The organism is Spirochaeta lutea, assembly GCF_000758165.1.
GTDB classification, from domain to species: domain Bacteria; phylum Spirochaetota; class Spirochaetia; order DSM-27196; family Salinispiraceae; genus Spirochaeta_D; species Spirochaeta_D lutea.
In genome coordinates, this window is the sequence record NZ_JNUP01000067.1 from 111128 (window position 1) to 136923 (window position 25796).

Below are 25796 nucleotides of genomic sequence, written 5' to 3' on the forward strand. Positions count from 1 at the left end.
GAGGCAGGTATGAAGACATCAGCCAAACAACCCAATACCCATAAGACCCCCCTGGGGTTTATTTTCACCCTTTCATGGAAGAATCTTTCACGGCATAAAAAACGAACCATTATTACCGCCAGCGCAATCGCCTTCGGGCTGTCCATGTATCTGTTTCTTGATGCCTGGCTGTTGGGTGCGGAGCTGGATTCCGAGCGGAATCTGATCTGGTATGAAACCAGCTCAGCCCGGGTGCATAATCCCGAGTACTGGGAAAACCGGGAGCGCTTGGAGCTCAAGCATGTGATTTCCCAGCCCGCACGGGTTATTCAGGAGATTGAAGAGCTGGGGTATCCTGCAGCCCCCCGGACGGTGTTCCGGGCGGATTTAGCGGTGCGCCAGGACCCCTTCCCCACCGACGGAAGCATGCAGGTCCGGGTGTACGCCATTGATCCCCAGCGGGATGATCAGGTTTTCCGTCTGTCCCGGACCATTGAGGAGGGTGGTCCTCTGTCCGGACCGGGTCTGGAGGGCCTCGCCCAGGATGGCAGCCCCGGAGAAACCGGGACGGAAGGGTTGTCCGACGAGCTGCCGGGTGCCCTAATAGGGCGGTGGCTGGCCGAGGATTTGGGCGCAGAAGTGGGGTATCCCATCACCCTGATTACCCGGACCCGGGAAGGGTTCTACCAGACCATCGATCTGGAGATCCAGGGCATCCTCAATAGTCCCAATCCGATGATTAACCGGGGGACGGTGTTCATCTCCCTGGGAACCGCCGACCGGGCGCTCCAGATGCAGGGTGCTGTTACCGAGGTGAACATCCGGATGCCCGACCGGGCGGATACCTACAGCGCTGCAGCCCAGCTGGAGGAGGATCTATCCGGGGTGAACGGCGGTCTCGGGGTGTATCCCTGGCAGGAAATCGCCAGAGACTACATCGCCATGTCATCCACGAAGCGCCAGGGCTCGGGGCTTATGCTCTTTCTGGTGTTCATCATCGCTGCAGTGGGAATATCCAACACCATGCTCATGGTTGTCTTTGAGCGAACCCGGGAGCTGGGTACCCTTCGAGCCATCGGCATGAAGGACGGGGATATCAGACTGAACTTCTTGTTCGAGGCCGGTGGGATCGGCATTCTCGGCGGGCTGGGCGGCTTGGTGATGGGATCGCTTCTTGTGGCCTTCGTCACCTACATCGGGGTTGATTTTTCCTTCATGCTCCGGGATATAGACATCGGGTACCGGCTATCAGGGGTAATGTACGGGGCATGGCATCCTGCCGCCATGATCGGGGGGTTTGCGCTCTGCGTGATCATGACCATGGTCGTGGCATACTTCCCCACCCGACGGGCCTTGGATATGGAGATAACCGACTGTCTCCGGGATGAGTAGGCGGGTAAGGAGTAGATTATGAACATTCAAACAATGGCATTGCGCAATATAAATCGAAACCGTCGCCGGAGCATCCTCTCCGGTACGGCAACGGCTGTGGCAACCATGGCCATCGTATTCCTCTTTGCCCTCATCGGGGGTATGAAGAAGGATTACAGCGACACCGTCAGCCGGTATGTAAGCGGACATGTACGGATCAGACACAGCGAGTATTCGGATAACGAGCATTTGAATCCCCTACACCTCCGGGTGACAAACTACCAAGACCTCTTGGAAACCCTGGAATCCCGGTACCCCGAGGCGCAGCTTTCGCCGAGAATCCGGATTCCCGCCAGCCTCTACCGGGAGGATCAGAACACCGCGGTTCAGGCCCTGGGGGTACGCTTTCCCCAGGAGATTTCTTACATGAATCTCGGGGATTATATAACCCAGGGTGAGGTTCCCCGGACCGGCAGCCGGGAGGCGTTGATAGGTCCGGGCTTGGCCGAGGATCTAGGGCTCGGGGTGGGCGATACCATTACGCTCCTAGGTCAGACCATGCGTAGGGCAAGTAACGCCATGAGTTTTACCGTGTCCGGCATTGTAACCTTCCCCCTGGCCAGTCTGAACAGAACCACCGTCCTCATTCCCTTGGAGGCTGCAGGCGGCCTAGTAAAAATGGGCGATGCGGTAACCGAGATTCTCTTGCGTATTCCCGACGAGTCCCAAGCCAGGGCCCTCTCCAGGGAAATTCAGAACCTGGTTTCCCTGGGGGACGATCAGGGTGATGGGGTTGGTCTTGCCTACACTGCTGACCGAGCCGGCCTTGAGATCCTGGATTGGGAGAGTGTGGATATGCTGATTACCTTTCTGGGGCTCGCCGAATTGATCTACGCGGTCTTCGCCTTCGTATTCTTCATTCTGGCGAGCACCGTTCTGATAAATACCACCATGATGGTGGTGTTCGAGCGGACCCGGGAGATTGGTACCATCGGTGCCATGGGGATGTTAGGCCGGGAGATTGTGGGGCTGTTCTTTCTGGAGGCCTTCTTTATCGCCGTCATGGGAGCCCTGGGCGGGCTTACCCTGGGTACGGCGGTAGTAATCCCCCTGCAGAGTATCGGCCTGGACTTCAGCGAGGCAATGAGCGGTACGAGCATAAATATTCCAGGGATCATCTATCCCCAATACAACCTGGGAACCAGTCTGCTGGTTACCCTGTATTCCATTGTGGTGGCATCCTTAGCTGCCCTGCTTCCCAGCCGCCGAGCGGCTAGTATTGCACCCGTGGAGGCCCTGCGGTACCAAGGTTGATCCTGGACCGACAGGTGTACGGAAATGATAGTGCACACAAGGTTGTGCACTCTATAAGGAGAACATATATGAAACGGCTTTTACTATTGCTAACGATATTCCTTGGCGGCATCCTGGCGGGCACCACCCCCGGGTTTACCCAAACAAGCCCAGGTTCCCGGGCAGCCGGAACCCCGGCGAATTTGACGGCCGAACAGATAATCCGAAGGACCCAAAATAACGAGGTTCACGAAACCTCCTTTATCCGGGGACGGATGACCATCGAGGACCGCTTCGGAAGCAAGGTAAGCACCTTCCGGGCCTGGTCCCAGGGAGAAGAGGATATGCTTCTGGAGTTCACCAGCGTGGAGGAGGAGGGACAAAAGGTCCTGCGCACCCAGGGGCAGCTCTACCTCTACTACCCCGACGCTGCGGAGATTATCCGCATCCAAGGCAGCGCTCTCCGGGACAGCCTCTTGGGCTCGGACTTTAGCTACGAGGATATGACCGGCGGCCGGGATCTCCTGGACACCTACCGGTTCACCCTCCTGGGAACCGAGTCCCTGGATGGCCGGGAGGCGTACAAGATACAAATGGATGCTAAAAACTCCAGCGTGGCGTACCCGAAGCAGATTGTCTGGATAGACACCCGGGATTTTGTAACCCTGCAATCCCACCGCTTCAGCCTATCCGGCCGGCTCCTAAAGGAGATGCAGGTTCTGGAAACCATGGAGGTGGATGGAAAGATCTTCCCATCCCGGACTACCATGCGCGACACCCTGAAAACCAACAGCTCCACGGAATTCGAGATCCTGGAAATCGAATTGGGCCTCACCCTCCCCCGGGGCATCTTCAGTCTGGAGGAACTCTCATGGTAGCCCCCCAGGTTCTTCATCCCGGATCACCCGGGGCAGGCTCGACGCGGACACCCCAGCCCCTCCTTGGCATGGTCATGGCGGCCCTGGGATTTCCAGGGGGGTGCCGGGCCGGGACTCTCCATCGGACCGGGACTCTCCGCCGGGCCGGGACTCTCCGCCGGGCCGGGACTCTCCATCGGACCGGGACTCTCCATCGGACCGGGACTCTCCACAGAACCGGGACTCTCCACAGAACCGGGATGGTGGGGCAGGCCGGCCATCAAGGCGACCCCGATGAGCTCCCCAGGATTCCCACCCGGCATCGGGCCAATTCTATGGAAATCCCCGGGGTCCAGGGCGGGCGTCTCTCACCCTCCCCAGTACGGATTCTAGTACTGTTCTTGATTCCGGTTCTCATGGGGATCAGTCCGCGGTTCCTGGGCGCAGAGCAAACCCTTACAGCCAAGGTAACCGCCCTGTCCTCCATCCAGTACGACCAGGCTCTGGCCGACCTCGGCCCCCAGGCGGCTCCCGGAGGGGGGTCCCTCCTGCCCGCCCCGGGCTGGTCTGCCTACCCCGGCGCCCAGGCCGAGCTCGGCTTCGCTTCCCGGGGAAACCGGAATGTCCGGGCTGAAATACGGCTCTCGGCGACCCTGGGAACCCTCAGTTTTGTGGATGTATCCCGGCTCTGGGTGAAGTTCCGGGTTTCACCCCTCACGGTTACCATCGGTAAAACCCGCCTTGCCTGGGGACAGGGACTCTTTTTTAATGCCGGGGACCTGCTCCACGGCAGCACCGATCTCACAGCCGATCTGCAGTCCGAAGAGCTCCGGAGCAATGCCGACTGGGTAACCGCCCTCACCTTCAGCCTCGGGACCTTCAGTATTCTGGAAGTAGCGGCGGTACTGCCCGCCCTGAATACCCTGGCAGCTCTCTCCAGCCAGCTGTTCGCAGCCACAGGCCAGGCAGTCTCTGGGGGGACCGACCCCACCTCCAACCCGGGGATGCAGCTCTTTCCTCCCCTATCCCAGGGAAAGGCCGCCCTTCGTCTGGTTCTCCCCCTGGGCCCGGTAAACACCGAAACCGCATATCGCTTTACCTGGCAGCACCATACCTTGAGCATCTCCGCCCAATGGCATCTCCTCACCAATCTCTTCGCCGGCCTCACCCTGCCCATTCCCGGCCCCGGAGCATCCCAGGCTGACCAGGACGACCCGACTGCGGCCCTATCCAGGGACATGCGAATCTCCGCAGGCCTCTACGACATTCTAAAACTCGGCAGAGAATCAAGTATATCCTACCGACTGGAAGCCCTCATCTCCCCCGGGGCAGAGCCTGACGAGATCCTATACCTCTATCCCGAACTCACCCTCGCCATGAATCAAACCATGGCTCTATCGGTCCGGGGCCTCGCTGCCCCCCTGGAAGACCCCTGGGCAAACTGGAACCTGAGTTTCTCCTGGCAAATCTTCCAAGGTACAACCCTCCTGGCCCACCTGGGCGGTAAGGCCGGGGAGCTCGTCTGGGGAATCATGGAACCCGGCGCGCCCCAGGCGGATCTTCGCTTAACCCTGGGAGTACGCTATGTCTACTAATACTGACACCATAAAAACCCGCAAACAACAGCTCCGAAACCGGATCCAGGCCGCCAAGGAGGATTTCTTTACCATTCCCCAGCGCCGGGACTCCGAGGCGGACTTCCTCCTGCCCCAGCTCCTGCGCCTGCCCCAGTGGCAGGAGGCCCCGGGCATCCTCTGCTACCTCTCCATGGAGGACGAGTTCCCTACGGACCGTATCCTCCAGATCGCCCGGGGTTCGGGTAAACCCGTGGCCCTTCCCCGGTTGACGGGCCGGGGCCGGATGGATTTTTTTCTCTGGGACGGCGCTACCCAATCCCTGGAACCCCATCCCTACGGGATGCTCGAACCTCCCAGCGATCCTCAGCAACTGGTCCAGAACCATTTTTTGGATTTTTTAGGTGATTCCAATGCCGGCACTCCCCATCCCTGGGTCTGCATCACCCCCGGACTTGCCTTCGACCGATCATGCCGGCGGCTGGGCCGGGGGGGCGGTTACTACGACCACTACATCTTCCGGATGCGGAAAGACTACCCCGGCGCCCTCTATTTCCTTGCCATGGGTCTCTCATTCCAACTGCAGCGGGCCGTTCCCGTGGACACCTACGACCAGCTGGTGGATGCTACACTGGTTCCCCAGGGGTTGTTTACTCGAACACCAGCCTAGTCGCCCACCGACGTGCCCGTTGGTCCCGGCTCCACCCAAGCAGTACCGAAAAGCCCGGCGGCGGCTCGGGACCTGTGACGCCGGGCACGAAGTCCTCAGCATCAGATATCCCGGCTGTCCCGGATCCGCATATCTGCTGTCAGGCACTCCAAGGACATCCCCAATTCCTTGTTCCCCTCCACAAAGGGAACCCGTTCCCGAAGCCAGTCCACCAGCGCCGGGGCCGATCCCGGTCCTGTGCCGGAATCTGAGCCCAGCCCGGAAACAGCCAGCCATGACCCAAACCGCAGTTCCCAGGCCTGACCCGCAACGGCAAGCCCGTGGGCAGCACAGAGGTAGGCCAGGTCCAGGGCCTCTCCAAGCTTCAACGCGGAAACCGTCCCCATGGAAACCACATCCTGGTTCTGACTCTCGGTAGGACGGGTGAGGACCGAAACCGGTCCGGCGGTATGTTGCGCCTCTGCGGCCAGGGCGCTGGTCGTAATCCCCAGGGCCTTGAGGCCGAAGCGCGGCCCCTGACGGGTTTGTCCATTCCAGGGATCCTCATCACCCCCTCCGACCCCCTCCTCCCCGGGAGGAACCAGATTATCGGGCAGGATTCCCCGGCTATCCAGGAGCTGCTGGACCTGACGGTCCATCAGGGTTGTGGTGGTAGGAAGGGCGATGCGCAGGTAATCGCAGGCCGCCGAAATATGCCCGCCGAAGAAGTTACCGGTATGGTAGACCCGGCGGTCCAGGGTATCGAAGAGGGGATTATCATTAGCCGAATTCAATTCATCTTCTATCCAGGGTTCGATAGCCTGGAGGGTATCCCAGAGCACCCCGTTCATCTGGGGGGCGCAGCGCAGGCTGTATCGGGGCTGTATATTACTGGACCGCCGGCGCATACTTTCCCGAAAGCCCGGGTCGCTGGGGGTATCTGCTATCCTGTGGCTAGGCCGGGCCGGGTCGCTGATGGGAGTAGGATCCAGACCGCCCCGGCGGCGGATGATCTCCCCGGAGGTTCGGGGTCCGGGATGGTGCTTCTGCCGATGCACCCAGTCTTCGAAGGGCTCTCGGGGGGTATTCAAGGCCGCAGCTCCCAGGGCCGTGCAGGCATCGGCCCAGGCAGCAAGGCTCTCGGTCTGGCACCAGTACACCCCCGCCAGGGCTGTCATTACCGCTGTGCCGTTCATCAACGCCAGACCCTCCTTCATCTCCCACTTCCAGGGCTGAATTCCCCGTTCTTCGAAAACCTCCCGGGTATTCTTCACCTCCCCCCGATACCAAACCCGTCGCCCCCCGGCCAATACCGCCGCCAGGTAACTGAGGGGGGTAAGATCGCCGCTGGCACCCACACTCCCGCGGCTGGGAATTACCGGTGCGATACCGGCATTAAAGACCGCCGCCATATGCTCCAGGAGCTCCGGGCGGATTCCGGATACGCCGCGGCAGAGGCTCACTATCCGGGTAAAAAAGACAGCCCGGGACATATTCTCATCCAGAACCGGCCCCACCCCCGCACCATGATACTCTATAACCCCTTCCTGGAGGGCTGAACGCCACTGGGGCGGAATATGCAGGTCGCCCTGGGCCCCGAACCCGGTGGTAACCCCATAAATGGCCTCTCCCCGACGTTCCAGATCCTCAAGGAGAAGCCTGGATTTCCGAGTCTTCTCCAAGACCTCGGCATCCAGGACCAACTCCGCCCCCCGGGTATACACCCGGTAAAGTTCACGTAATGTGATTTTTTTATCACAAATTGCTATTTTTTCCTTGACCATTTATCCCCCTATACCTATATTTGTACCTATACTTAGGTATAAGACTACCGTATGGAGGAAAAAATATGGAAGTAATTAACTTTGGATCCCAGGATATGGGAAACGTCATGGCAAAACTCGGAGACGGAAAGATAGACGACCTGGCCTTTGGAGCAATCAAACTGGACAAAGACGGTACAATCCTCTCCTATAACCAGGCTGAAGGAGCTATCACCGGCAGGGATCCCCAAGAGGTAATCGGGAAAAATTTCTTTACCCAGGTCGCACCATGTACCAACCAGCCGGGTTTCTTCGGAAAGTTTCAAGACGGGGTGGCAAAAAATGAGCTGAACACCATGTTTGAATACGTGTTTGATTATAAAATGCAGCCTACCAAGGTAAAGGTCCACATGATGAAGGCCCAGATCGGGGAAGGCTACTATATCTTCGTAAAGCGTATCTAGTACCTAGACCCCGCACCTGGCGACCCCTGCTCAAAAGGGGTCTGCCATCGCCGAATCACCCCCGGGAGGACCCCCCATGAAACTGCCCCGAAGCATGATAGAACGCTTTGTTCTCGATTTTGTTACCTACCACCTTGCTGCGCTTCGGGGGCAGGGGGGCGGAAACGAAACCGGCGGAAACACATCCCCCCAAACCGGACTGAGTATCCCCCAGAAAAACCGGGAACAGCTTTGGACAACATCCTTTCATGCAGACCCCTGGTTCATGGACAGCCTGGAGCTGGTAACCCTCGCGGGCATGATGGCGGAAAGTTTTCATATTCACCGGGTGGGAATTGAGGATATGCTCCTGGCAAAACCCAGTCTCAAGGACTGGTCCGAACTCGTTGAAACAAGCCTTCAACACTATGACCGGGAACTCACATTTTTTACCTCCGGCAGCACCGGACTCCCCAAAGCGGTAGCTCACCGCACCCGGCTCCTGGAGGAAGAGGTGGATCACCTGGCCGAGACCGTAACAAAAAGCCTTTCCAAGGCCGGCCAGGGCCCTCCCCGAGAAATTCTATCCACCGTTGCCAGTAACCACATCTACGGCTTTCTATTCACCATCCTACTTCCCTTGGCCCTAGATATCCCCGTAAGGCCCCTCAGCGGGCTATCTCTAAACCTAGATGCCGGTCAGATACTAGTAACCATTCCCAACCTCATCCGCAGCTGGCACACCCGATCCCCCTCAGCCCCAAAACAAGGCATGGTACTCACCTCTACCGCACCCCTGGACCGGGAACTTGCGCAGTGGCTCGATTCCGGCCCCATCCCCTGGATGGAGGTCTACGGCTCATCAGAGACCTCAGGTATAGCCTACAGGCAGCGGGCTGAAGACAGCTTCACCCTCCTGCCCTACTGGACTCCATCCCCGGATGGTCAAAGCCTGAGCAGGCAGGGTCTGGAGGAACCGGCGGACCTTCCCGACCTGGTGGAATGGGACACTCGAACCACCCTGCGGCCCCTCGAACGCAGGGACCAAGCCGTGCAGGTTTCCGGAATCAACGTCTTCCCCCGGGAGATCGCCCGGCAGCTGGAAACCAACCCCCTGGTATCAGCAGCCCGGGTGCGGCCCATGGAGACCCCCGGGGGTACCCGGCTGAAGGCCTTCATTGTACCCGCCGACCCGGCCGCCCCAACCCAAGAAACGGAACAACGCCTCCGGAGTTGGGCGGCATCCCGCCTGCCCGGAACCAGCCGCCCCGCCAAGTACAGCTTCGGCCCGCGAATACCCGCGAATGCCATGGGCAAGGAGCAGGACTGGTAGTCATCACCATCCGCCGGAGCTAAACCTGCCTATCCCTGAATGTGCCCCCGGCCCCGTTCCTTCCCCAGCCCGAATTTACCGAGCCCGTACCCACCCAGGACCGCCCGCCGCCCGAGCAATCGCCGCCCCGAACAGGACCACCGGACCGCCCTCCAGTCAGGCGACCGGTATCCCTACCAAACCGCCCTCCTGTCACAGAACCGGTATCCCTACCAAGGCCCCTTACCCACCCCGGGCCCCATTGTTTTCGGTGGGCGATACGCGGTATTTTTGGTATAGTTAACCAATACAGGAGAATCCTTATCCTATTGCAAGAGACCTTTGCACGAGGCCCCTGTAACCACGTTAAAAGGACACCACTATGGCAATGATAAAAAGCGCCCTCGATCTGGCCCTGGAACGAACCAAGGATATCGCCAGCGACAAAGCCTCCCTCAGGGCGAAAGAAACAAAAGAGCGGGGCATGCGGTTATTTTCCCAAATCTACGATTCCCCGGACTTCGACGCCGCTCAGGAAATCACCAAGGCCCCGAAAGAGGATCAGGAACAGCTGCGAAGAGGCCTGTTCCAAACCGCCCTGACCCGGCTCCAGCTTCCCCAGACCGAGGCGGCCCTCCATGACCTTCCCGCTGTAACCCGGGCCCTGATCGCCACTGGAGCGGAAGCCTCGGCGGCAACCCAGATCATGGATCAGCTCCAGAGCCTCTTTGACCGCTACCTCCAGGACCGTGACCAGCTCTACAACGCAGTGGTCCAGCAGTATACCCCGGTTCTCCGGCAGAAGGAGCAGCAGCTTGCCCAACAGACCGGCCGTAAGGTAACCCTAACCCCGGAACAGGACCCGGAGTTCCAGAAATACTTCAAACAAAACCTGGACCAACTGGAAGAACAGTACCAACAAATGGTGGATCAAGCCCGGAGCCAGCTTCAGACCCTCACCGGCCTGTAAGCGCTTCCCGATACGGGGGCGGAACCTCAGGAGTTAGGGGGATTTGAATGCAGACCCAAAGCAACCATGGGCATCTTAAACAGGGAGACCGGCGGAATGTCACCGTCCTGTTCACCGATCTGGAGGACTTCACCCGGCTCTCCCAGGACCTGGATCCAGAAGAAACCGAGCAACTCATGGATACGGTATTCTCCAGTTTCGAGCAGATCATCCGGCGACACGAAGGAACGGTTGAAAAATATATCGGCGACGCCCTGGTAGCAGTCTTCGGCACCCCCAGAATTCATGAGGACGACCCCGTACGGGCTGTACATGCAGCCCTGGATTTTTACCAGGTTGTACGCCGGCTGAACCAGGGCTTCACCACCCACAACCAGGGGCTGCGGTTCAGGACCGGAATTCACACCGGCCTCATCACCACGGGGAAGCGGGGTGATCACACCGTGGTGACCGGCCACACCATGAACATTGCCGCCCGATTACAGAGCGCCGCCGACCCGGGAACCATTCTGGTAAGCGAACAAACCCACCAGGAATGCGGCGGGGAGTTCGCCGTATCACCGCCCCAGGAGATCAAGGCCAAGGGCATCAGCGACCTGATCTCAGCCCGAAAGATTCTCGGGCGCAGCCCCCATTCCCTTAAAGATGAACGGTTCTTCCTCGGCAACACCGACCTGGAATCCGAGATTCTGACCGCATACCTTCGGTTTGACGGTACATCCCCCGGGGGATTTCTCCTGGAAGGAGAGCCCGGTTCGGGCAAAACGGCCCTGGCCAAACACATCATCAGTAAACTCAGGGCCTTCCCCGACTTCCAGGCCCCGATCCTCCACGCCCGGGCGCGCAAGTTCCGCAGCCGCCCCTTCGCCGTCATCACCGACAGCATCATCAACACCCTGCACCTCTCCCCGGACAGCGCCCCCGAAGAGATCACCGCCGCCCTGGAACACCAGTACAGGATCCCCCAATCCTCCGCCCGGGCTTTCCCCGCCACCCTGGAGCTGCATTCCAAGGACAAGGCGCCGGGGGACTACCTGCCCATGCTCACGGAAATCTTCCGGGCCATCCTCAGTACCCCGACCCCGGGGCCCTACCAGCCCATCATCTTCGTCGACAATACCGATTTCATTGATCCCCAAAGCATGGCGTTTTTCCGGTTCTACATCCGTCAAAGTCAGCAGTTTCCCTTCTTCCTCTTCACCGACCGCCACCCGGGGGAGGATATCTGCTCCCTCTTTCCCGACATCGAGGTCCGGGAGGTTCCGCCTCTGGGGACGGTGGACGCCCAGGCTCTGATTCAGCATCTTCAGGATCAATACCAGCTTCCTCTCAAACACGAAGATGTTCAGCGAATTCTGACCAGCGCCGGGGGCAATCCCCTGTTCCTCCAGAGCTACATCCGGTACATGGCGGAACACCACGAAGAACAGAATCCCGTGGAGGTACCGTCAACGGTACAGAACGTGTATCTGGCAGAGCTGAGCACCTATAACGATGATGTACGGGATTTGCTAAAGAAACTATCGGTGTTTAACCATTCCTTCTCCCTGGCTGATGCCCAGTGGATGCAAACCCAGACCCAGGGGGATCCCGGTTTAGTAACCCGGGCCCTGGAGTTCTTCCTCCAGCAGGATATCATCACCCAGGAAAACGACATCTACTACTTCCGCCACGATGTACAGAAAAAAGCGATATACAACAGTCTCCTAAACTACAACAAACGTATTCTGCACCGCCTCATCGCTGCCCGCATGAGAATGCAGGATCATCCCCATCCGGTCCGGCTGGTTCACCACCTTGTGAGGAGTGAAGCCTACCAGGAAGCCTTGGACGTACTAAAGACCGCTCCGGACCGCAGCGTGAACCTGGATTTTCTGCCCTATCTTGAACTCATGGAATCAACCTTCCAGGGGGATGATCTGGATACCCAGCTGAGCATCCAGTTCAGCCGTTGTGCTATTCTCTTTAATAACGGGCGCACCAAAGAGGCCGACACCATCGTACAAAAAATCCTCAGCACCGCTATATCCCGCCAGCATCTGCCCTCCGCAGCCCGGGCCTACCACCTGTTAACCGGGTATAATGCGAAAAGTTTCCGGTACAATAAGGCATCCTACTGCGGCATGAAGGCCTTGGATTTTTACCGCCGCAGCAACCCCGAGCACCCCGCCCAGGGAAACCTGCTTCACATTCTTGTGGGTATGGAAACCGCCCGGGGTTCTGTGAACCGGGCCCAGGAGCTCCTTGATGAGCTTGATCAAACCGCCCGGGATGTCCCAGCCATCCGGTTCGCCGCCGACTTCGCCCGGATAGAATTCCTTGAAATTCAGGGGCTGTACCGGGATGCCCAGGACCGTCTGGCTGCCCTGCCGGATACCTTCCAGGATTCGGATGTTCCCCTCTACAAGGAGCGGTTTATGGCGAGTCTGGCATGGAACCGTCTTGATCTGGAGCAGTTTCTGTCGGTAGCTCCGGCTATTATCCAATCTCCCAGCCAGGATGCAGCCACCCGGGCACGCCTCAGCGCCCGGACTGCCTTCGCCCGGCACTCCCTTCTGGGTTTCGCCCCGGGAGATTACCTCGACCAGGCAGCCTTCTACAGCCTTAGGACCCAAAACGATTTCGATCTGCTCAGCGCTGAAGCCGGACGGTCCCAGGTTCTGGCTTGTCTGGGAGAATACGAGAAGGCCGAGGCAGTCGCCCGGGAAACCCTCTCCCTGGCCCTGCGGCACTCGGCCTTCCACCCCGCCTTTACCCTGCTCATGGTGCTTCTGGAAACGGCCGTCATACGGGGAAATCAGAAGGAGATTGAGTTTTATCTGATTGAAGCAGAGCATATCCATCGCCAGGGCATGTACTTGGATCCCCTGGACACCATTCAGTACCGCTATTTCAGGGCCATCCACCTGCCTGCCGGCTGCCAGCCCAGGCCGGAGGAGGAGCTCCAGGAGCTATGGAGCCGTACCCTGGAAAACCTCCAGGGAGAGAGGGGCGTTGAAATCCTCCTGGGAATGAGAAATTTTGCAGAAATTCAGAAAAGTCTTGAAAGCCGTACCCGGTCATGACAGAATACGAGTATGAACGACTTTGAAGTACTCCAGGGAGTACCACTTTTTAAGGCTCTGAACCCGAAATACCTCAAGACCATTTACAAGGCCTGTACCCGCCGGGATTTTGCACCCGGAGAGTACCTGGTAGAACAGGGAACCCAGGGAGTTGGGCTTTTCATCATCGAGAGCGGTTTGGTGAAGGTCATTAAAACCCGCACAGACGGAACCATCATTGATGTGGCAAAACACGGTCCCGGAGAGTTTATCGGGGAAATGAGCATTATTGACGGTGCTCCCCGGTCAGCAAGTGTCCAGGCTCTGGAGGCGACTCAATGTCTTGTACTCTCAAGCTGGAGCTTTCAGTCCATTCTGGAGGCCCATCCCGAGGTGGCCTTGGGAATCCTCCCCATGCTGGCTAAACGCTTTCGGGAGACCAACGAGGCGCTGCTCAAGGCCCAGGGTGAATAACCGGTAGGATCGTCGCCATGTTACCAGGAAGAACGGTTCGCATCCTGTCCATTGATGGCGGCGGTATCCGGGGCATTATTCCGGCCCTGCTTCTCCATCACATCAAACAGAATCTTGAGGCCCGGGGGCAGGAGAAACCCTTTGCCCGGATCTTCGACCTTGTCGCGGGCACCTCCACCGGGGGCTTGATCGCCCTGGGGCTCACGGCTCCGGATACCGAAACCCCTCCGGCATCAAACCTGCTCTCCTGGCTGACTCGCCGCCGCCCGGAACCGAAACTGGGCATCATGAACCTGGTGGATTTCTACCGGAAACAGGGAGAGTCTATCTTTCCCTCCCGGGGATTCCACCGCTGGAGGAACCTTGCCCAGGCGTTTACCGAAAAATACGATACCCAGGCACTAGAAACCATCGCCCGGGACATCCTGGGCGACCTTACCCTGCGTCAAACCCTCTGTCCTGTATTGATTACTGCCTACGACACCACCCGAATGTCCATGCAGCTTTTCCGGACCACCAAGGCCCGGATCGATAAGAAGGAAAACTTCTACCTCCGGGATGTTCTCCGGGCCACCAGCGCCGCTCCAACCTACTTCGAGCCCCACCAGCTCAGTCCGGTAGACCGGCCGGACCTGGAGTATACCATGGTGGACGGTGCGGTGTTTGCCAACAATCCCGCCCTCCTGGCCTACTACGAGGCGAAGCGGATTTTCCCCCTGGCAAAACGCTTTGTCATTGTATCCCTTGGAACGGGACGGCAGCAGCGCAGCTACGAGTACGACCAGATGCAGCGCTGGGGCTTCCTAGACTGGATCAACCCCCTGAAGGGCGTCCCCCTGCTCACCATGATGAACTCCGCCCAGAATCAGCTGGCCACCTACCAATTGGATCGTGCCAGGGATGTAGACTATATCCGCCTGGACCGCGCCCTGGAGGGCTGCAGCGCCCGGATTGACGATGCCAGCCCCCGAAATATCGAGTGCCTGGAAGAGTTTGTAGAAAAAATCATCGCCAGCTCCGAACCCGAGCTCACCCGCATAATCAACCTTCTTAAGCGAGCCTAGGCCCATTTCCACCAGCAGCCCAAGGAGTAGCCCAAGGAGCAGACTCGCCCACCTGCTGGTCCGTAGGCTACCTGGATCCGGTGATCATGGTAACCCAATCCTCCGGTAACAGGGAAACGGGATAGACGAAGGCAATCCTCCCCTCGGAGGAGCCCCGCACGACCTGGGTCGGCATCCCAACCAGATCTCCCCGGTGGTTCAAGGCTGCCCCTCCGGAGTTTCCCGCATTAATCTCGCCGTCCGTCTTGATGATGGCCCCAAAATCACCCCGGTTCTCAAAGCCGCTGACCACCCCCCGGCTCAGGGTAATGGTCGTCCGGGTACCCAGACTGCCCACCCGGGGATAGCCGATGAAGGTCAGCTCCTCCCCCAGGGTTAGGTCATCGGGGTTGCCCAAACTCAGGTAGGGTAGATTCAAGGGATCGGGCAGGGGTTGTCCGTAGAGCCCCGAGGTTATCCGCAGCAGGGCGATATCCCGGGCGGGATCGACTGCCACTACCCCGGCTTTGAACAGTTCCTGGGGCGGAAAACGGTGGTCCAGACTGAGGCTGACCAATACCTCCGTCCCCATGAGGTGGGAGGCTTCAACCACGTGGTAGTTGGTAAGAATGAGCCCATCGGGAGATACGATGCACCCCGAACCGCCTCCGAACTCGTCTAGTAATTCAACGGTGGCGTAGAGCTGCCGAGTTAGGTCTCCGGGGTTGGCGGTCCCCGGGAACTGATCGCCTCGGGGAAGGGCCGGATAGGATAACAACCGGGCCGGCGCCTGATCCCCCAGGCTTGCTTCCAGGGTAAAATCTGCCCCCACATCATCCATGGCCGCCAAGACCATGATTCCGTAGCGGATGGTCCGGTCCTCCTGGGCGTCTAGTACCAGCCATTCTGTAGAACTGTAGGAGCGGGACTGGTATTCCGCCTCATAGGGATCCGCCCGCAGCCCCCCGATAAATACGTAGAGGTCTGCGTCGGCCTGGGATCCGTTTAGGTCGATACGGAGGGTCCGGGTTCCCCGGGGCACCGTTACCTCGTAGGCAGCCATCATTCCCGATCCGGGTTCCAGTGAACCGTGTACCGGCTGGCCCGGCTGAAGCATCGATCGGGATTCCGGCCGGATGATATCCATGGTAAGGGTGTAGGGTATCAGCTGGCGGCTTCTCCCCTCCCAGGCGGGAGGCTTGTTCCACTGGTAACTGACCTCAATCCAGTAGACCCCGGGTTCAATCCGGGGCTCGTTTAGCCGGGACAGGTACAGTTCTTCGTTGTAGCGTTCTGTCTCGGAATAGACCACCAGCTCCTCGTTTTCGTTAAAGAGGGCAAGATCCAGATCCGCCCGGGCGCCGGAGAGGGAAAACCGCACGCCGTAGGCGGTGGACGGGATGGAGATCCGGTACCGCTGGGAGGGCATATCCGTGACGGTATACTCCAGGCTACCCTGGGCTGGGCTTCCGGGTATTAGGCGCAGATCCCGGGTCTGCCCGGCCAGGGGGGAGAGTCCAAGCATGAGAAACACCCCAAAAAAAACAAACCATCTACCGCCGTACCGGCCCCTCGGGTATATAACCATCTTTCCATCCTTTTCCCTGGTATCCTATGCTATAGTAGTAAGAAATATCAATAATTGCGAAAGGACGGTACTATGTCATATCAACGGACCTTTGCCATGCTTAAACCAGGAGTGCTGCAGCGCAGGATTTCCGGCGATATAATTTCTCGGATTGATCGCAAAGGGTTGAAGATTCTTGCCCTAAAAATGATGGTGATTGACAAGCCCCTGGCAGAGCGGCATTACGCTGAACACCAGGATAAACCGTTTTTCACGGAGCTGGTTTCCTACATGACCAGTGGACCGGTGTTGGCGATGGTATTGGCGGGGGAACATGCTGTCCATCAGCTGCGGGTACTCTGCGGTCCTACCAATCCCGACCAGGCGCCTCCGGGGACTATCCGGGGGGATTTTTCGGAGATCATGAATAGAAACGTTATCCACGCATCGGACTCTCCCGAGAGTGCCGAGCGGGAAATAGGCCTCTTTTTTACAGACCAGGAAATACACGAATACGAGGACGATAATGATAAATGGATCTACTAAGTCTCCGGCTTTTACTGCCGGGGGCAGCGGCGGATTAGCCGGGGACGCCGGCGGGCTTGGGGTATCCGGCAGCAGCGGCTTAGTCGCGGGCAGCGGCGGAGTGTCCGGCGGATTAGCCGGGGGCGCCGGCGGGCTTGGGGTATCCGGCAGCAGCGGCGGAGGGCTCGGATATGCCGCAGGTGGCGGCCCCCGGATGGCTGCGGGTGCTTCTGGGGGAGCTGGTGGAACGGGGGTCGTCTCTTCCCCCATGGCATCCTCCGGGGGCGCCAGTGCCTCCGGTTCGGGTTCCGGTGCCTCCGGTTCCGGTGCTTCGGGTTCCGCTTCCGGTGCCTCCGGGGCCGGGTATAGTGCCGGGTCCCCCGGGGGAAACCGAACCCTGAAGAGCCCTCTGGGTGATGTGACCGACCTCGGGGATCCCCAGCTCTGGCAGCTGGAGTCGGTGTACCCCGGGCTCGACAGCCCTCAGTATAAAGGAGATATCCAAGAGCTCCGGGAGCTCATAGAACGGGCCAGTAAGGTCTTTGCCGAGGAACCGGACTCCCAAACCAGGGCTGTAGAGTGGCTCACCCAGTGCCTGGATCTTCAGGCCCGGATCGCCACCCTGGACGAAACCCTGGAAAGCTATCTCTATTGCCGGTACTCCACCGATACCAGAGACAGTGCCGTCATGGCGGAACTGAACGCCGTGGAAGCCATGGTGGTGCCGGCAAAAACGGCCCAGGTGGTGTTCCGCAACAGCCTCGCCCGGGCCTGTTCCCGGGGATTTTTCGGCAGGGCGTTGGCGGACCCCCCGGGGTCGAGCCGTGGAGCCTCCCAGGCCCGGGAGGTATCCCGGGCCATTCGTGAGAGCTTGGCGGATCTTCCCCCCGGACTTGCCGATTTTCGGTTTGTTCTGGAAGAGGCCCTGGAGGAACAGAAGCACCAGATGAGCCCTGAGCTGGAAGACCTCGCTGCTGATCTAAACCGTTCCGGCGGTGAGGCCTGGGGCCGGCTGCAGCAACAAATTTCTTCCAACCTCTCCATGCCCTGGAAGAACCCGGGTGAATCGGATAAAACGCCGGGAACGCCCGCCGCCCCAGCCTCTTCCCGGGATTCCGCCGAGGGATCCAGGGCAGAAGACCCTTCAGGTTCTGTAGAACAACCCGATCAACCCCAGCGAAAAACCGTCATCGAGCTTCGATCCCTGGCCTTCGATCCGGACCGCCGAATTCGAAAACAGGCCTACGAGCTTGAGCTGGAGGCATGGAAACAGGTGGAAATACCCATGGCGGCAGCCATAAACGGGGTAAAGGGATTTTCTATAAGCATTGATTCGCGCCGGGGCTATGAAGAATCCCTGGACCGCTCGGTAGCCCTTAACCGCATAACCCGGAAAACCCTGGATGCCATGATTTCAGCCATGGAACAACACCTGCCCGACTTCCACCGGTACCTCCAGAAGAAGGCGGAGCTGCTCGGCTTGGAACGCCTCTCCTTTTACGACATCTTCGCTCCCCTGAAGGCCCCGGACTCACCTGAACCCGCCCCACCCCGGAACAGCGGCCGGGATCAGTCCTTTCCCAGCACCTGGAGCTATGAACAGGCCGGAAATTTCATCATCGAAACCTTCCGGGGCTTCAGCCAGGACCTGGGCGACTTTGCTGCAAAGGCCTTTGAGTCCCGGTGGATCGACGCGCGGCCCCGCCCGGGAAAGATCGGAGGCGCCTACTGTACCGATCTGCCAAAGCCCGGAGAAAGCCGTATCTTGGCAAACTTTGACGGCAGTTTTTCCAGTGTTTCCACCCTGGCTCACGAACTCGGCCACGCCTATCACAGCTATGTGCTCCGGGACCAGCCCCAGCTCCTGCGCAGCTACCCCATGACCCTGGCGGAGACCGCATCCATCTTCTGTGAAACCATTATCTATAACACTGCCATTGAGAATTCAGGGGGATTCCAACGTCTGAGCCTCATCGAGGGCATTCTCTCCGAGAGCACCCAGGTGATCGTAGACATTCTCAGCCGCTTTTATTTTGAGCGGAATCTCTTTGGATCCCGAAAGAACCGTGAACTGAGCCCCGACGAGCTCTGCCAGGCCATGGTCCAGGCTCAGAAGGACAGCTACGGCCCGGGACTCAACCAGGAAGAACTGCATCCCTACATGTGGGCAGTAAAGGGCCATTACTACAGTCCTGAACTGGCTTTTTATAATTTCCCCTACGCTTTCGGACAGCTCTTCGGCCTCGGACTCTACGCCCAGTATAAGGAGAACCCCAGAGAGTTCCCGGAAGCCTACCGGACCATCTTGGTAGAAACCGGCCGTGCCAACGCAGTGGATGTCTGTAAGTCGGCAGGCTTCTCCATAGAAACCCCGGACTTTTGGAATCAGGGACTTTCTGCTATAGTCAATTTTGTGAACATCTTCACCAAGGGATCAACATGAAATCAATCGGCATGATCGGCGGCGGTGCATGGGGCACGGCCATCGGAAAGATACTGGCGGAAAAAGGGCACCAGGTTCAGATATGGGCCTACGAGCAGGAACTGGTGGACTCCATCAACACCCGGCAGGAAAACAACCTGTACCTGCCCGGGGTAAGTCTGCCGGCCAACCTCACGGCCGATAGGGATATCCGGGCCGTGGCCCAGGATAAGGATTTTGTCATCTTTTCCACCCCATCCCTTTACCTGCTGCCCGCAGTCCGGCAAATCGTCACGGTACCAAACATTGCCGAGGGGCACACCCCCCTGGGAGTGCTCACCAAGGGATTCGTCCATACCCAACGCGGACCCCGGCTCATCCTGGAGACCATGGAGGACTACCTGCCTGGATTTTACAAGGGCAACCTCGTGTACATCTCCGGTCCGAGTCACGCCGAGGAGGTCGCCCGGGGCAAGCTCACCGGTTTGATCTCCGCCAGCCAGAACCCCAAAAACTCCATCCGGTTCCGGGAACTCTTGAACTCCGAAACCCTGATGGTCTTCTCCAGCCTGGATGTAATCGGCGTACAGATCAGCGCCGCAGTAAAAAACGTGGTCGCCATAGCCTTCGGCATTATGGATGCTATGAAGGAATTCTCAGGAACCGTGGGAGATAACACCGAAAGCCTCCTCCTTGCAGCGGGTCTAAACGAAATCCAGACCATCGCCCGGGCCATGGGCAGCACCCATCCCGAAACCTTCACCTCCATCGCAGGAGTTGGCGACCTGGACGTTACCTGCCGCTCCATCCACGGCCGGAACCGCCGCTTCGGCCGGGAAATCGTCCTGAAGCACATCTTGGAACCCTTTTCCTCCATCGATGATCTGCTCAGCAACCTCCAGGAACTCGGCTACCTTCCCGAAGGCGCCGTGGCTGTGGCCAACGTCAAGGAACTGGCGGAACGGCTGAACCTGAAACTGCCCATAAGCAGCGGGGTATTCCGCATCCTGAACAAGGAAAATACCCCCATGGACGAGGCTCGGGGAATCTTAGCAAGCCTGACCGGCGCCCGGCTGGACTTCCATGTAGATTTTCCCTGACCAGCCTCCCCCGACCCCCCGCCAGAACCGAACCGTTACCCCTCGGTTCACCCGGCCGGTACCCCCGGGGAGGCCAGAAAGAACACAGCCCACGGCTGGAAAAGGAGGCACCATGGCCCGCGCCAAGGATCAGGAAAAACGGCAACTCATTCTCACCACCGCCAAGGCCCTCTTCGCGCGCCAGGGCTTTCACAACACCAGTGTCAGCCAACTGGTAAACCAGCTCGCCATCCCCGTAGGCTCCATCTACACGTACTTCCCTTCCAAAGAAGAAATACTCCAAGCCATCATCGAAGAGGGCTGGCAGGACCTTAAAACCGCCCTGGACCAGGAACTCACCCAAGCAGCCTCCCTGGAAGCCCAACTCGAGATTCTGGTGTCCAGCGTACTCCCCCGGCTCTTTCAGGACACGGATCTCATCTCAATCATCCTCAGCGAGGGTCTAGAAATCTCCCGATTAGACGAAAAAATCGACAGCCTCATCACCCTGGTTCTCAACCTCCGCAAAGAAGCCGGCCTCATGGAACTCTCCTCCGCCGACCCGGCCCTAACCAGAATTCGGACGGCAATAATTATCTATTTTCTCGGACTCATGAACGCCGCCAGACTCTGCACCCGAACCCCCCTGGGCATCTCCCAGGCGGATCTGCTCAGCTTCATCCGAGACCTCATTCACCGTGAACTCGCTCTTTCCTAGGGTGATTTTACTGCCACCGGCAGGACAAGACCTTTTTTCTGTCCCCCGCCCTCTCGCCGAACCGGACTAAGATAGGGAGACTTCCTCCACATGGTTCGCAGCAAGGCACCACGGAACAGCCGCACCAAGGGTCGAATCCTTCGTGTCCTTTCTCCCACCATGGTGTAATACTCCTCCAGAGTAACGCGCTGGTACCCCAGCAACTCCTGGCCCTCCCGGGTATCCATGAATCCACAGTGAAAATCTGCCGTCGAAAACGCATTCTTCTGGAGAACCGCCCCCTCCATTCCGAAATAGGCCAACATCCGGGTAAGGTAGGCTGCGAAACTGGTTCGGCAATCCCGCCCCCCGGCGATATTAAAAATCTTCCGGCTGCCGGCGGGGTTTTCCACCCCTCGTATGAAGGCCCGGGCAACATCGTCAGCATGGCAAATCTCAATATCGGTATCCAAGGGCATCTCGAACATCAGGGGATCCCGCTGCAGCTTCTCAGGGCTTACCACATAGGTCAGCCGTAGCACCCGCCAATCCACATCCGAACGGCGAACCAGGTCCTCAGCCGCAGCCTTCTGGATCGCATACCCATCCCGGTTCCCCGGAGAAACCGGGTCTCCCACCCGTATTTCCCCCGTTCCCCGTCGATCACCATAAATCGCTATCGATCCGGCATAGGCCAATACGGGCCGCTGTTTCCGGGGTATCGCCTCCAGCACCTTCAGCAGGGTCCGGGTGCCCCCCACGTTCACGGCCTCCGCCAAGGCTGGATGACTCTCCGAAGCCGGGGGAATCACGGCAGCCAGGTGAATCACCCCCTGGCAACCTGCTACAGCCTTTTCCAAAACCCCATAGTCGGTCACCGAGCCCCAAAAAATCTGGAGCAGGCTGTGTTTCGGCAGACTGCGCATGACCTCAAGACGCCGGGCGAACCGCCCCAGGCGCCTGATACTCCCTCGGGAACGGCGGTTGGCGACCTCTACCGCCCGCACCCGGTAGCCATCCCAGAGAGCCTGACGCACCACCGACCGACCCACCAATCCACCCGCTCCGGTTATCACCAGTGTCATACCGCCCTCCTCTCCAACTTTGAACGAACATTCATTCTTTATTATACATCGGAAGGAACAGAAATTCCAGGATAACCCCATCACCCGGCATAGATTAGACGGAACCCCTCCCAGGGTGGAAAAGAGATGTAAGCCCCGGCTTGTCACTACCCCGGGAATTGTGTATATTATGCCCACATCGGCGCCGTACCCAAGTGGTAAGGGAGAGGTCTGCAAAACCTTCATGCACCGGTTCGAATCCGGTCGGCGCCTCTTTTTTTCCGTTCCTCTCGGAACGGTTTATATACAGGCCGGCCTTTTTGAGGCTGGCTTTTTTTCTATCCAGACCGGAGGGACCCCCAAGCAGCGCGATCTAAAACCCCGGCAGCCACCCCTGGTCCTCGTTTCTAGGTGCAAGGCCTGGCATCCTGCAGCTCGGCCTCCCCTGGAGCAGAACCTGGACCTACACCGACTGGAGATTATCGCCTTTTTTCAGCCTCATGACTTGAGAATTTCTCCACAGCCTCTTGAATCATGGGCGCGGGGCCGGGACGGCCGTTTACCAGGGTGGCGGCGGTAATACGGGCATCAGCCATAACTACCCCGTCGGAAGAACGTACAATCTGCTGGGTAAACCGGTATCTCAGGCGTCCCCGCGGTTCCACCTTGAGACGGACGGAGAAGCGGTCGCCGGAACGCAGACTCTGACGGTAATCCACCTCTATATTCACCACCACGGGGTCAATGCCCTGGGTATGAAGCTCGGCGAAATCCAGGCCGATGGTACGCATAAACATATGGCGTCCGTGCTCAAAATAGTTCAGGTAGGTTGCGTTATTCACTATTGCCTGGGAATCCAGTTCATAATCCCGAACATCCAAGGTAACTTCAAAGATCCAATCCTTCATGGTATGCTGCATCTCCTTCATATAGTACGCAAAACGACAGAACCATCGTTCTTCATTTCCGAACTTAGCATTTCTATCAGAGGGTCCTCTGCTCCCGGTAGCGTTGATATAAGGATAGAGGAATCATCATCACGCCGTTCACTAAAAAATCGTCCCTTCTGCCTTGGAGGATTTCAATCTCCGGCACAAGCTCCACGTCCAGCAACTCCAGGGGATCCAGGTTCTGGCCGCCGGGTGTTTCCAGATCCTCGGCAAGGTAACAATGCAGGTGATTTGTCATAAAGGCTGGATTCGGATTCATCGAGCCCAGGGTAGTCCATTGTTTTGCGGTATACCCGGTTTCCTCCGTCAGCTCCCGGCGCACTGCATCATCGGGAGACTCCCCGGAATCCACAAGTCCCCCGGGAAACTCCAGGGCAAGCCGCCCCTCGCCGTGCCGGTATTGTCGGACCATGACAAAGCAGCGTCTGCCCCGGGAATCCTGGGTTATGGCGATGACGTTCACCCAGTCGGGGCTTTCCACCAGGGTAAAATCACCCTCGTCCCCCCGGATATTCCGATGACGGGCCTCCAGGACCGTCAGAATCGGGGAGGTGTACACCCTGCGGCGACGAATCTCTGTCCAATGTAAACGGGAGGTATCTTCCATCCGGGCATGGTAGCCCGGGTGATCCAGGTAGAACAAGCAGTGAAATCACCCTGAAAAGAGAAAAACCAGGCCCTGGGGGAAAAATTTGCGGATATCCAGGGAATACATTAGCATTCTAGTATGAGAATCCGCGGAAAATTCATGACCATGGTCGGTTTACCCCTGGCCGGACTGATTGCAATTTTGGGTGTGGGGCTTTTCAGCTTCATACGGATCCAGGACATCAGCACCGAACTCAGTAGGGTTGAAGAGTATTTGGCCGCTCTGATCAATGCCGACCGGGATGCGTACCAGGCCTACCTGAATGAACTGCAGGCCGCCGCGACCATAGATGCCGCGGAGCTTCAGGCCATCGACCGGGAAAGCACCGAAAATCTGGACCAGGTACTCCAGCGGGTGGACAGCACCAAGGCCGGACACGATCAGGAAATGGCCCGGGTATACCAAGACTTCCTGGGAGAATACAATATCTGGCGGGCCAATAGCCGGGACATTATCGGCCTCTCAAGTTCTTCCGCCGAGGAGATCCGGGCTGCCCGAACCGCTGCAAGGAACGCGGCCTCATCATTTGAGGTAACCCGGGCTATCATTGACCAACTCGGCCAGTTGGTGGACACAGCTCTCCAGAATCAGGGTATCTCCTTACAACGCCGCCTCGCTTTAGAATCCGCCCAGTCCCTGGTGCTGAATGCAGACCGCGATATCTATCAGGCCCTGGTTACCCAGCTGCAGGCAGTAGACGCCCAAACCCGCGCCGATTTGGAAGCCCTCCACCAGGAGAATACCGAAAATCTGGATCAGACCCGGGATAGAATCGATCAGGCTGCTGCCATTATCGGCCAGGGGGGCGCCAGTCTGGTGGCGGAGTTCACCCTGGATTTCGCGAATTACCGCAGGGAAAATAACCGGTTCTTTGAAGAGATGCTTCTGTCCATTGATGATATTGCCCGGCGGTCCCAGATTAGCGCCCAGAACACCTCCACCTTTGAAGGTATGCGGGAGGATATTGACGGGTTGGTACAACTCGAAGAGAACCGCGCTGTAGAACTGCGGAATAATTTAGCAACCCTGATCCGAGGCAGTGTGGTTACCTACATCATCATAACCCTGGTTATTCTGGGGGTATCGGTGCTCACGGCAGTGCTCATTGCCCTGGGGCTCATTCGCACCATCACCGCTGGGAAGAATGCCATGGACGAGCTTGCCCAGGGTAACCTGGACCTGGAGGTTCACAGTACCCAGCAGGATGAGATCGGCGATTTGGCCCGAGCCATGGATGGGACTGCGGCGCGACTCCGGGATATTGTTTCGGGGATTCAGAATACTGCTGCCCAGCTCAGCTCAGGGAGCAACCAGATCAGCAGCGCCGCCCAGGGACTTTCCGAGGGTGCCACCGAACAGGCCGCAACCACCGAAGAAATCTCCAGCTCCATGGAGCAGATGATGGCCAGCATCGATCAAAACAGCCAAAACGCCCAAACCGCCGAGGTCATTACCACCACCGTGGAGAGGAACGCCGAAGAAAGCAATAAATCGGTCCAACAAACGGTTCAGGCTATGAAGGAAATCTCCGAGCGGGTGGGTATTATCGGTGAAATTGCCCGGCAGACCAACCTCTTGGCCCTCAACGCGGCCATTGAAGCCGCCCGGGCGGGTGAATACGGCAAGGGCTTTGCTGTAGTTAGTTCGGAAATACGCAAGCTCGCCGAGCGCAGCGGTAAGGCGGCGGAAGAGATCGGCGACCTGACCGGGCAGTCTGTCCGCAGCGCAGAGGATACCGGAGGGAAACTCATTGCCCTGGTGGAGGAAATCCGAAAGAGTGCGGATTTGGTCAGGGAAATCAGTGCAGCAAGCAGGGAGCAGAGCTCAGGTACCGACCAGATTACTAGAGCGCTCTCCGACCTGGATACCGTCGCCCAGTCGACCTCCAGCTCCAGCGAGGAGCTGGCCTCGGCTTCCGAGGAACTGGCTGCCCAGGCAATTTCCTTGAGCGAGATGATCTCCTTCTTCCACACCGAAGCCCAGACAGGAAAAACTACCCCCGGGCTGCTGGCGGATCACCGGCTGAACTCCGGCGGTTCAGATGATTCCGGAGATTCGGAATAACCCGGAA

At 58.5% G+C, this 25796-nt stretch carries 21 protein-coding genes and 1 tRNA gene; 17 read left to right on the forward strand and 5 right to left on the reverse strand.

Going from position 1 to position 25796, the window contains the following annotated elements; genetic code table 11:
* Positions 1-9 precede the first annotated feature (9 nt).
* From DC28_RS12020 to DC28_RS12040, 5 genes are all read left to right on the forward strand, one after another.
* A complete protein-coding gene (locus DC28_RS12020) occupies positions 10-1371 on the forward strand; it encodes an ABC transporter permease (RefSeq protein ID WP_052078837.1) in 1362 nt (453 codons plus the stop codon).
* 18 nt (positions 1372-1389) lie between these two features.
* On the forward strand, positions 1390-2664 hold the full coding sequence (locus DC28_RS12025; RefSeq protein WP_037548969.1) for an ABC transporter permease: 1275 nt from the start codon (positions 1390-1392) through the stop codon (positions 2662-2664).
* Positions 2665-2732: 68 nt separating this feature from the next.
* Positions 2733-3521, forward strand: a complete 789-nt coding sequence (locus DC28_RS12030) for an outer membrane lipoprotein-sorting protein (RefSeq protein ID WP_037548971.1) — start codon at positions 2733-2735, stop codon at positions 3519-3521.
* Positions 3515-5095 (forward strand): hypothetical protein, encoded by a 1581-nt coding sequence (locus DC28_RS12035; protein ID WP_037548974.1) that lies wholly within the window; start codon positions 3515-3517, stop codon positions 5093-5095. The genes DC28_RS12030 and DC28_RS12035 overlap by 7 nt, the downstream gene beginning before the upstream one ends.
* A complete protein-coding gene (locus tag DC28_RS12040; RefSeq protein ID WP_037548976.1) occupies positions 5085-5744 on the forward strand; it encodes a 5-formyltetrahydrofolate cyclo-ligase in 660 nt (219 codons plus the stop codon). Before DC28_RS12035 ends, DC28_RS12040 begins: the two co-directional genes overlap by 11 nt.
* 101 nt (positions 5745-5845) lie before the next feature.
* On the opposite strand, the gene DC28_RS12045 is transcribed toward DC28_RS12040, so the two are convergent.
* Positions 5846-7507 (reverse strand): HAL/PAL/TAL family ammonia-lyase, encoded by a 1662-nt coding sequence (locus DC28_RS12045; RefSeq protein ID WP_052078838.1) that lies wholly within the window; start codon positions 7505-7507, stop codon positions 5846-5848.
* Positions 7508-7572: 65 nt separating this feature from the next.
* Between DC28_RS12045 and pyp the strand changes: the two genes are divergently transcribed.
* From pyp to DC28_RS12080, 6 genes are all read left to right on the forward strand, one after another.
* The gene (pyp, locus tag DC28_RS12050) at positions 7573-7950 is read left to right on the forward strand and encodes a photoactive yellow protein (protein ID WP_037548978.1); all 378 of its coding nucleotides are present in this window, start codon (positions 7573-7575) and stop codon (positions 7948-7950) included.
* A 76-nt stretch (positions 7951-8026) separates the two neighbouring features.
* Entirely contained in the window at positions 8027-9262 is a 1236-nt protein-coding gene (locus DC28_RS12055; protein ID WP_052078839.1) for an AMP-binding protein, read from the forward strand.
* 361 nt (positions 9263-9623) lie between these two features.
* A complete protein-coding gene (locus DC28_RS12065) occupies positions 9624-10211 on the forward strand; it encodes a DUF6657 family protein (protein ID WP_037548984.1) in 588 nt (195 codons plus the stop codon).
* 47 nt (positions 10212-10258) lie between these two features.
* A complete protein-coding gene (locus DC28_RS12070) occupies positions 10259-13276 on the forward strand; it encodes an adenylate/guanylate cyclase domain-containing protein (protein ID WP_037548986.1) in 3018 nt (1005 codons plus the stop codon).
* A 12-nt stretch (positions 13277-13288) separates the two neighbouring features.
* Positions 13289-13729, forward strand: coding sequence for a Crp/Fnr family transcriptional regulator (locus DC28_RS12075; RefSeq protein ID WP_037548989.1), 441 nt, complete (start codon positions 13289-13291; stop codon positions 13727-13729).
* A gap of 17 nt (positions 13730-13746) precedes the next feature.
* Positions 13747-14793 (forward strand): patatin-like phospholipase family protein, encoded by a 1047-nt coding sequence (locus DC28_RS12080; RefSeq protein ID WP_037548992.1) that lies wholly within the window; start codon positions 13747-13749, stop codon positions 14791-14793.
* 67 nt (positions 14794-14860) lie between these two features.
* Here DC28_RS12080 and DC28_RS12085 read toward each other — a convergent pair whose 3' ends face one another.
* Positions 14861-16360, reverse strand: a complete 1500-nt coding sequence (locus DC28_RS12085) for a S1C family serine protease (RefSeq protein WP_037548995.1) — start codon at positions 16358-16360, stop codon at positions 14861-14863.
* Between the two features lie 72 nt (positions 16361-16432).
* Between DC28_RS12085 and ndk the strand changes: the two genes are divergently transcribed.
* The 4 genes from ndk (at position 16433) to DC28_RS15780 (ending at position 21083) form a co-directional block, all read left to right on the forward strand.
* Complete coding sequence (gene ndk, locus DC28_RS12090; RefSeq protein ID WP_037548996.1) at positions 16433-16885, forward strand: nucleoside-diphosphate kinase; 453 nt, start codon at positions 16433-16435, stop codon at positions 16883-16885.
* Positions 16866-19307 (forward strand): M3 family oligoendopeptidase, encoded by a 2442-nt coding sequence (locus DC28_RS12100; RefSeq protein WP_052078841.1) that lies wholly within the window; start codon positions 16866-16868, stop codon positions 19305-19307. Before ndk ends, DC28_RS12100 begins: the two co-directional genes overlap by 20 nt.
* Positions 19304-20386 (forward strand): NAD(P)H-dependent glycerol-3-phosphate dehydrogenase, encoded by a 1083-nt coding sequence (locus tag DC28_RS12105; RefSeq protein ID WP_037548999.1) that lies wholly within the window; start codon positions 19304-19306, stop codon positions 20384-20386. The genes DC28_RS12100 and DC28_RS12105 overlap by 4 nt, the downstream gene beginning before the upstream one ends.
* A 112-nt stretch (positions 20387-20498) precedes the next feature.
* The gene (locus DC28_RS15780) at positions 20499-21083 is read left to right on the forward strand and encodes a TetR/AcrR family transcriptional regulator (protein ID WP_052078842.1); all 585 of its coding nucleotides are present in this window, start codon (positions 20499-20501) and stop codon (positions 21081-21083) included.
* Here DC28_RS15780 and DC28_RS16025 read toward each other — a convergent pair.
* On the reverse strand, positions 21080-22147 hold the full coding sequence (locus DC28_RS16025; protein ID WP_063135621.1) for an NAD-dependent epimerase/dehydratase family protein: 1068 nt from the start codon (positions 22145-22147) through the stop codon (positions 21080-21082). The genes DC28_RS15780 and DC28_RS16025 overlap by 4 nt on opposite strands.
* Positions 22148-22327: 180 nt before the next feature.
* On the opposite strand from DC28_RS16025, the gene DC28_RS12120 reads away from it, so the two are divergent.
* Positions 22328-22399 (forward strand) — tRNA-Cys (locus tag DC28_RS12120).
* A gap of 206 nt (positions 22400-22605) precedes the next feature.
* On the opposite strand, the gene DC28_RS12125 is transcribed toward DC28_RS12120, so the two are convergent.
* Together DC28_RS12125 and DC28_RS12130 are read right to left on the reverse strand one after the other, a co-directional pair.
* Positions 22606-23046, reverse strand: a complete 441-nt coding sequence (locus tag DC28_RS12125; RefSeq protein WP_238565817.1) for an acyl-CoA thioesterase — start codon at positions 23044-23046, stop codon at positions 22606-22608.
* A gap of 64 nt (positions 23047-23110) precedes the next feature.
* On the reverse strand, positions 23111-23683 hold the full coding sequence (locus tag DC28_RS12130; protein ID WP_037549136.1) for an NUDIX hydrolase: 573 nt from the start codon (positions 23681-23683) through the stop codon (positions 23111-23113).
* Positions 23684-23803: 120 nt separating this feature from the next.
* On the opposite strand from DC28_RS12130, the gene DC28_RS15785 reads away from it, so the two are divergent.
* On the forward strand, positions 23804-25789 hold the full coding sequence (locus tag DC28_RS15785; RefSeq protein WP_081942174.1) for a methyl-accepting chemotaxis protein: 1986 nt from the start codon (positions 23804-23806) through the stop codon (positions 25787-25789).
* The last annotated feature ends 7 nt before the right edge of the window (positions 25790-25796 follow it).

Bases quoted from the DNA above. Each gene is read 5' to 3' on its own strand.
- DC28_RS12020 (WP_052078837.1), top strand. From the start codon at position 10: ATGAAGACATCAGCCAAACAACCCAATACCCATAAGACCCCCCTGGGG.
- DC28_RS12025 (WP_037548969.1), top strand. From the start codon at position 1,390: ATGAACATTCAAACAATGGCATTGCGCAATATAAATCGAAACCGTCGC.
- DC28_RS12030 (WP_037548971.1), top strand. From the start codon at position 2,733: ATGAAACGGCTTTTACTATTGCTAACGATATTCCTTGGCGGCATCCTG.
- DC28_RS12035 (WP_037548974.1), top strand. From the start codon at position 3,515: ATGGTAGCCCCCCAGGTTCTTCATCCCGGATCACCCGGGGCAGGCTCG.
- DC28_RS12040 (WP_037548976.1), top strand. From the start codon at position 5,085: ATGTCTACTAATACTGACACCATAAAAACCCGCAAACAACAGCTCCGA.
- DC28_RS12045 (WP_052078838.1), bottom strand. From the start codon at position 7,507: ATGGTCAAGGAAAAAATAGCAATTTGTGATAAAAAAATCACATTACGT.
- pyp (WP_037548978.1), top strand. From the start codon at position 7,573: ATGGAAGTAATTAACTTTGGATCCCAGGATATGGGAAACGTCATGGCA.
- DC28_RS12055 (WP_052078839.1), top strand. From the start codon at position 8,027: ATGAAACTGCCCCGAAGCATGATAGAACGCTTTGTTCTCGATTTTGTT.
- DC28_RS12065 (WP_037548984.1), top strand. From the start codon at position 9,624: ATGGCAATGATAAAAAGCGCCCTCGATCTGGCCCTGGAACGAACCAAG.
- DC28_RS12070 (WP_037548986.1), top strand. From the start codon at position 10,259: ATGCAGACCCAAAGCAACCATGGGCATCTTAAACAGGGAGACCGGCGG.
- DC28_RS12075 (WP_037548989.1), top strand. From the start codon at position 13,289: ATGAACGACTTTGAAGTACTCCAGGGAGTACCACTTTTTAAGGCTCTG.
- DC28_RS12080 (WP_037548992.1), top strand. From the start codon at position 13,747: ATGTTACCAGGAAGAACGGTTCGCATCCTGTCCATTGATGGCGGCGGT.
- DC28_RS12085 (WP_037548995.1), bottom strand. From the start codon at position 16,360: ATGGTTATATACCCGAGGGGCCGGTACGGCGGTAGATGGTTTGTTTTT.
- ndk (WP_037548996.1), top strand. From the start codon at position 16,433: ATGTCATATCAACGGACCTTTGCCATGCTTAAACCAGGAGTGCTGCAG.
- DC28_RS12100 (WP_052078841.1), top strand. From the start codon at position 16,866: ATGATAAATGGATCTACTAAGTCTCCGGCTTTTACTGCCGGGGGCAGC.
- DC28_RS12105 (WP_037548999.1), top strand. From the start codon at position 19,304: ATGAAATCAATCGGCATGATCGGCGGCGGTGCATGGGGCACGGCCATC.
- DC28_RS15780 (WP_052078842.1), top strand. From the start codon at position 20,499: ATGGCCCGCGCCAAGGATCAGGAAAAACGGCAACTCATTCTCACCACC.
- DC28_RS16025 (WP_063135621.1), bottom strand. From the start codon at position 22,147: ATGACACTGGTGATAACCGGAGCGGGTGGATTGGTGGGTCGGTCGGTG.
- DC28_RS12125 (WP_238565817.1), bottom strand. From the start codon at position 23,046: ATGCAGCATACCATGAAGGATTGGATCTTTGAAGTTACCTTGGATGTT.
- DC28_RS12130 (WP_037549136.1), bottom strand. From the start codon at position 23,683: ATGGAAGATACCTCCCGTTTACATTGGACAGAGATTCGTCGCCGCAGG.
- DC28_RS15785 (WP_081942174.1), top strand. From the start codon at position 23,804: ATGAGAATCCGCGGAAAATTCATGACCATGGTCGGTTTACCCCTGGCC.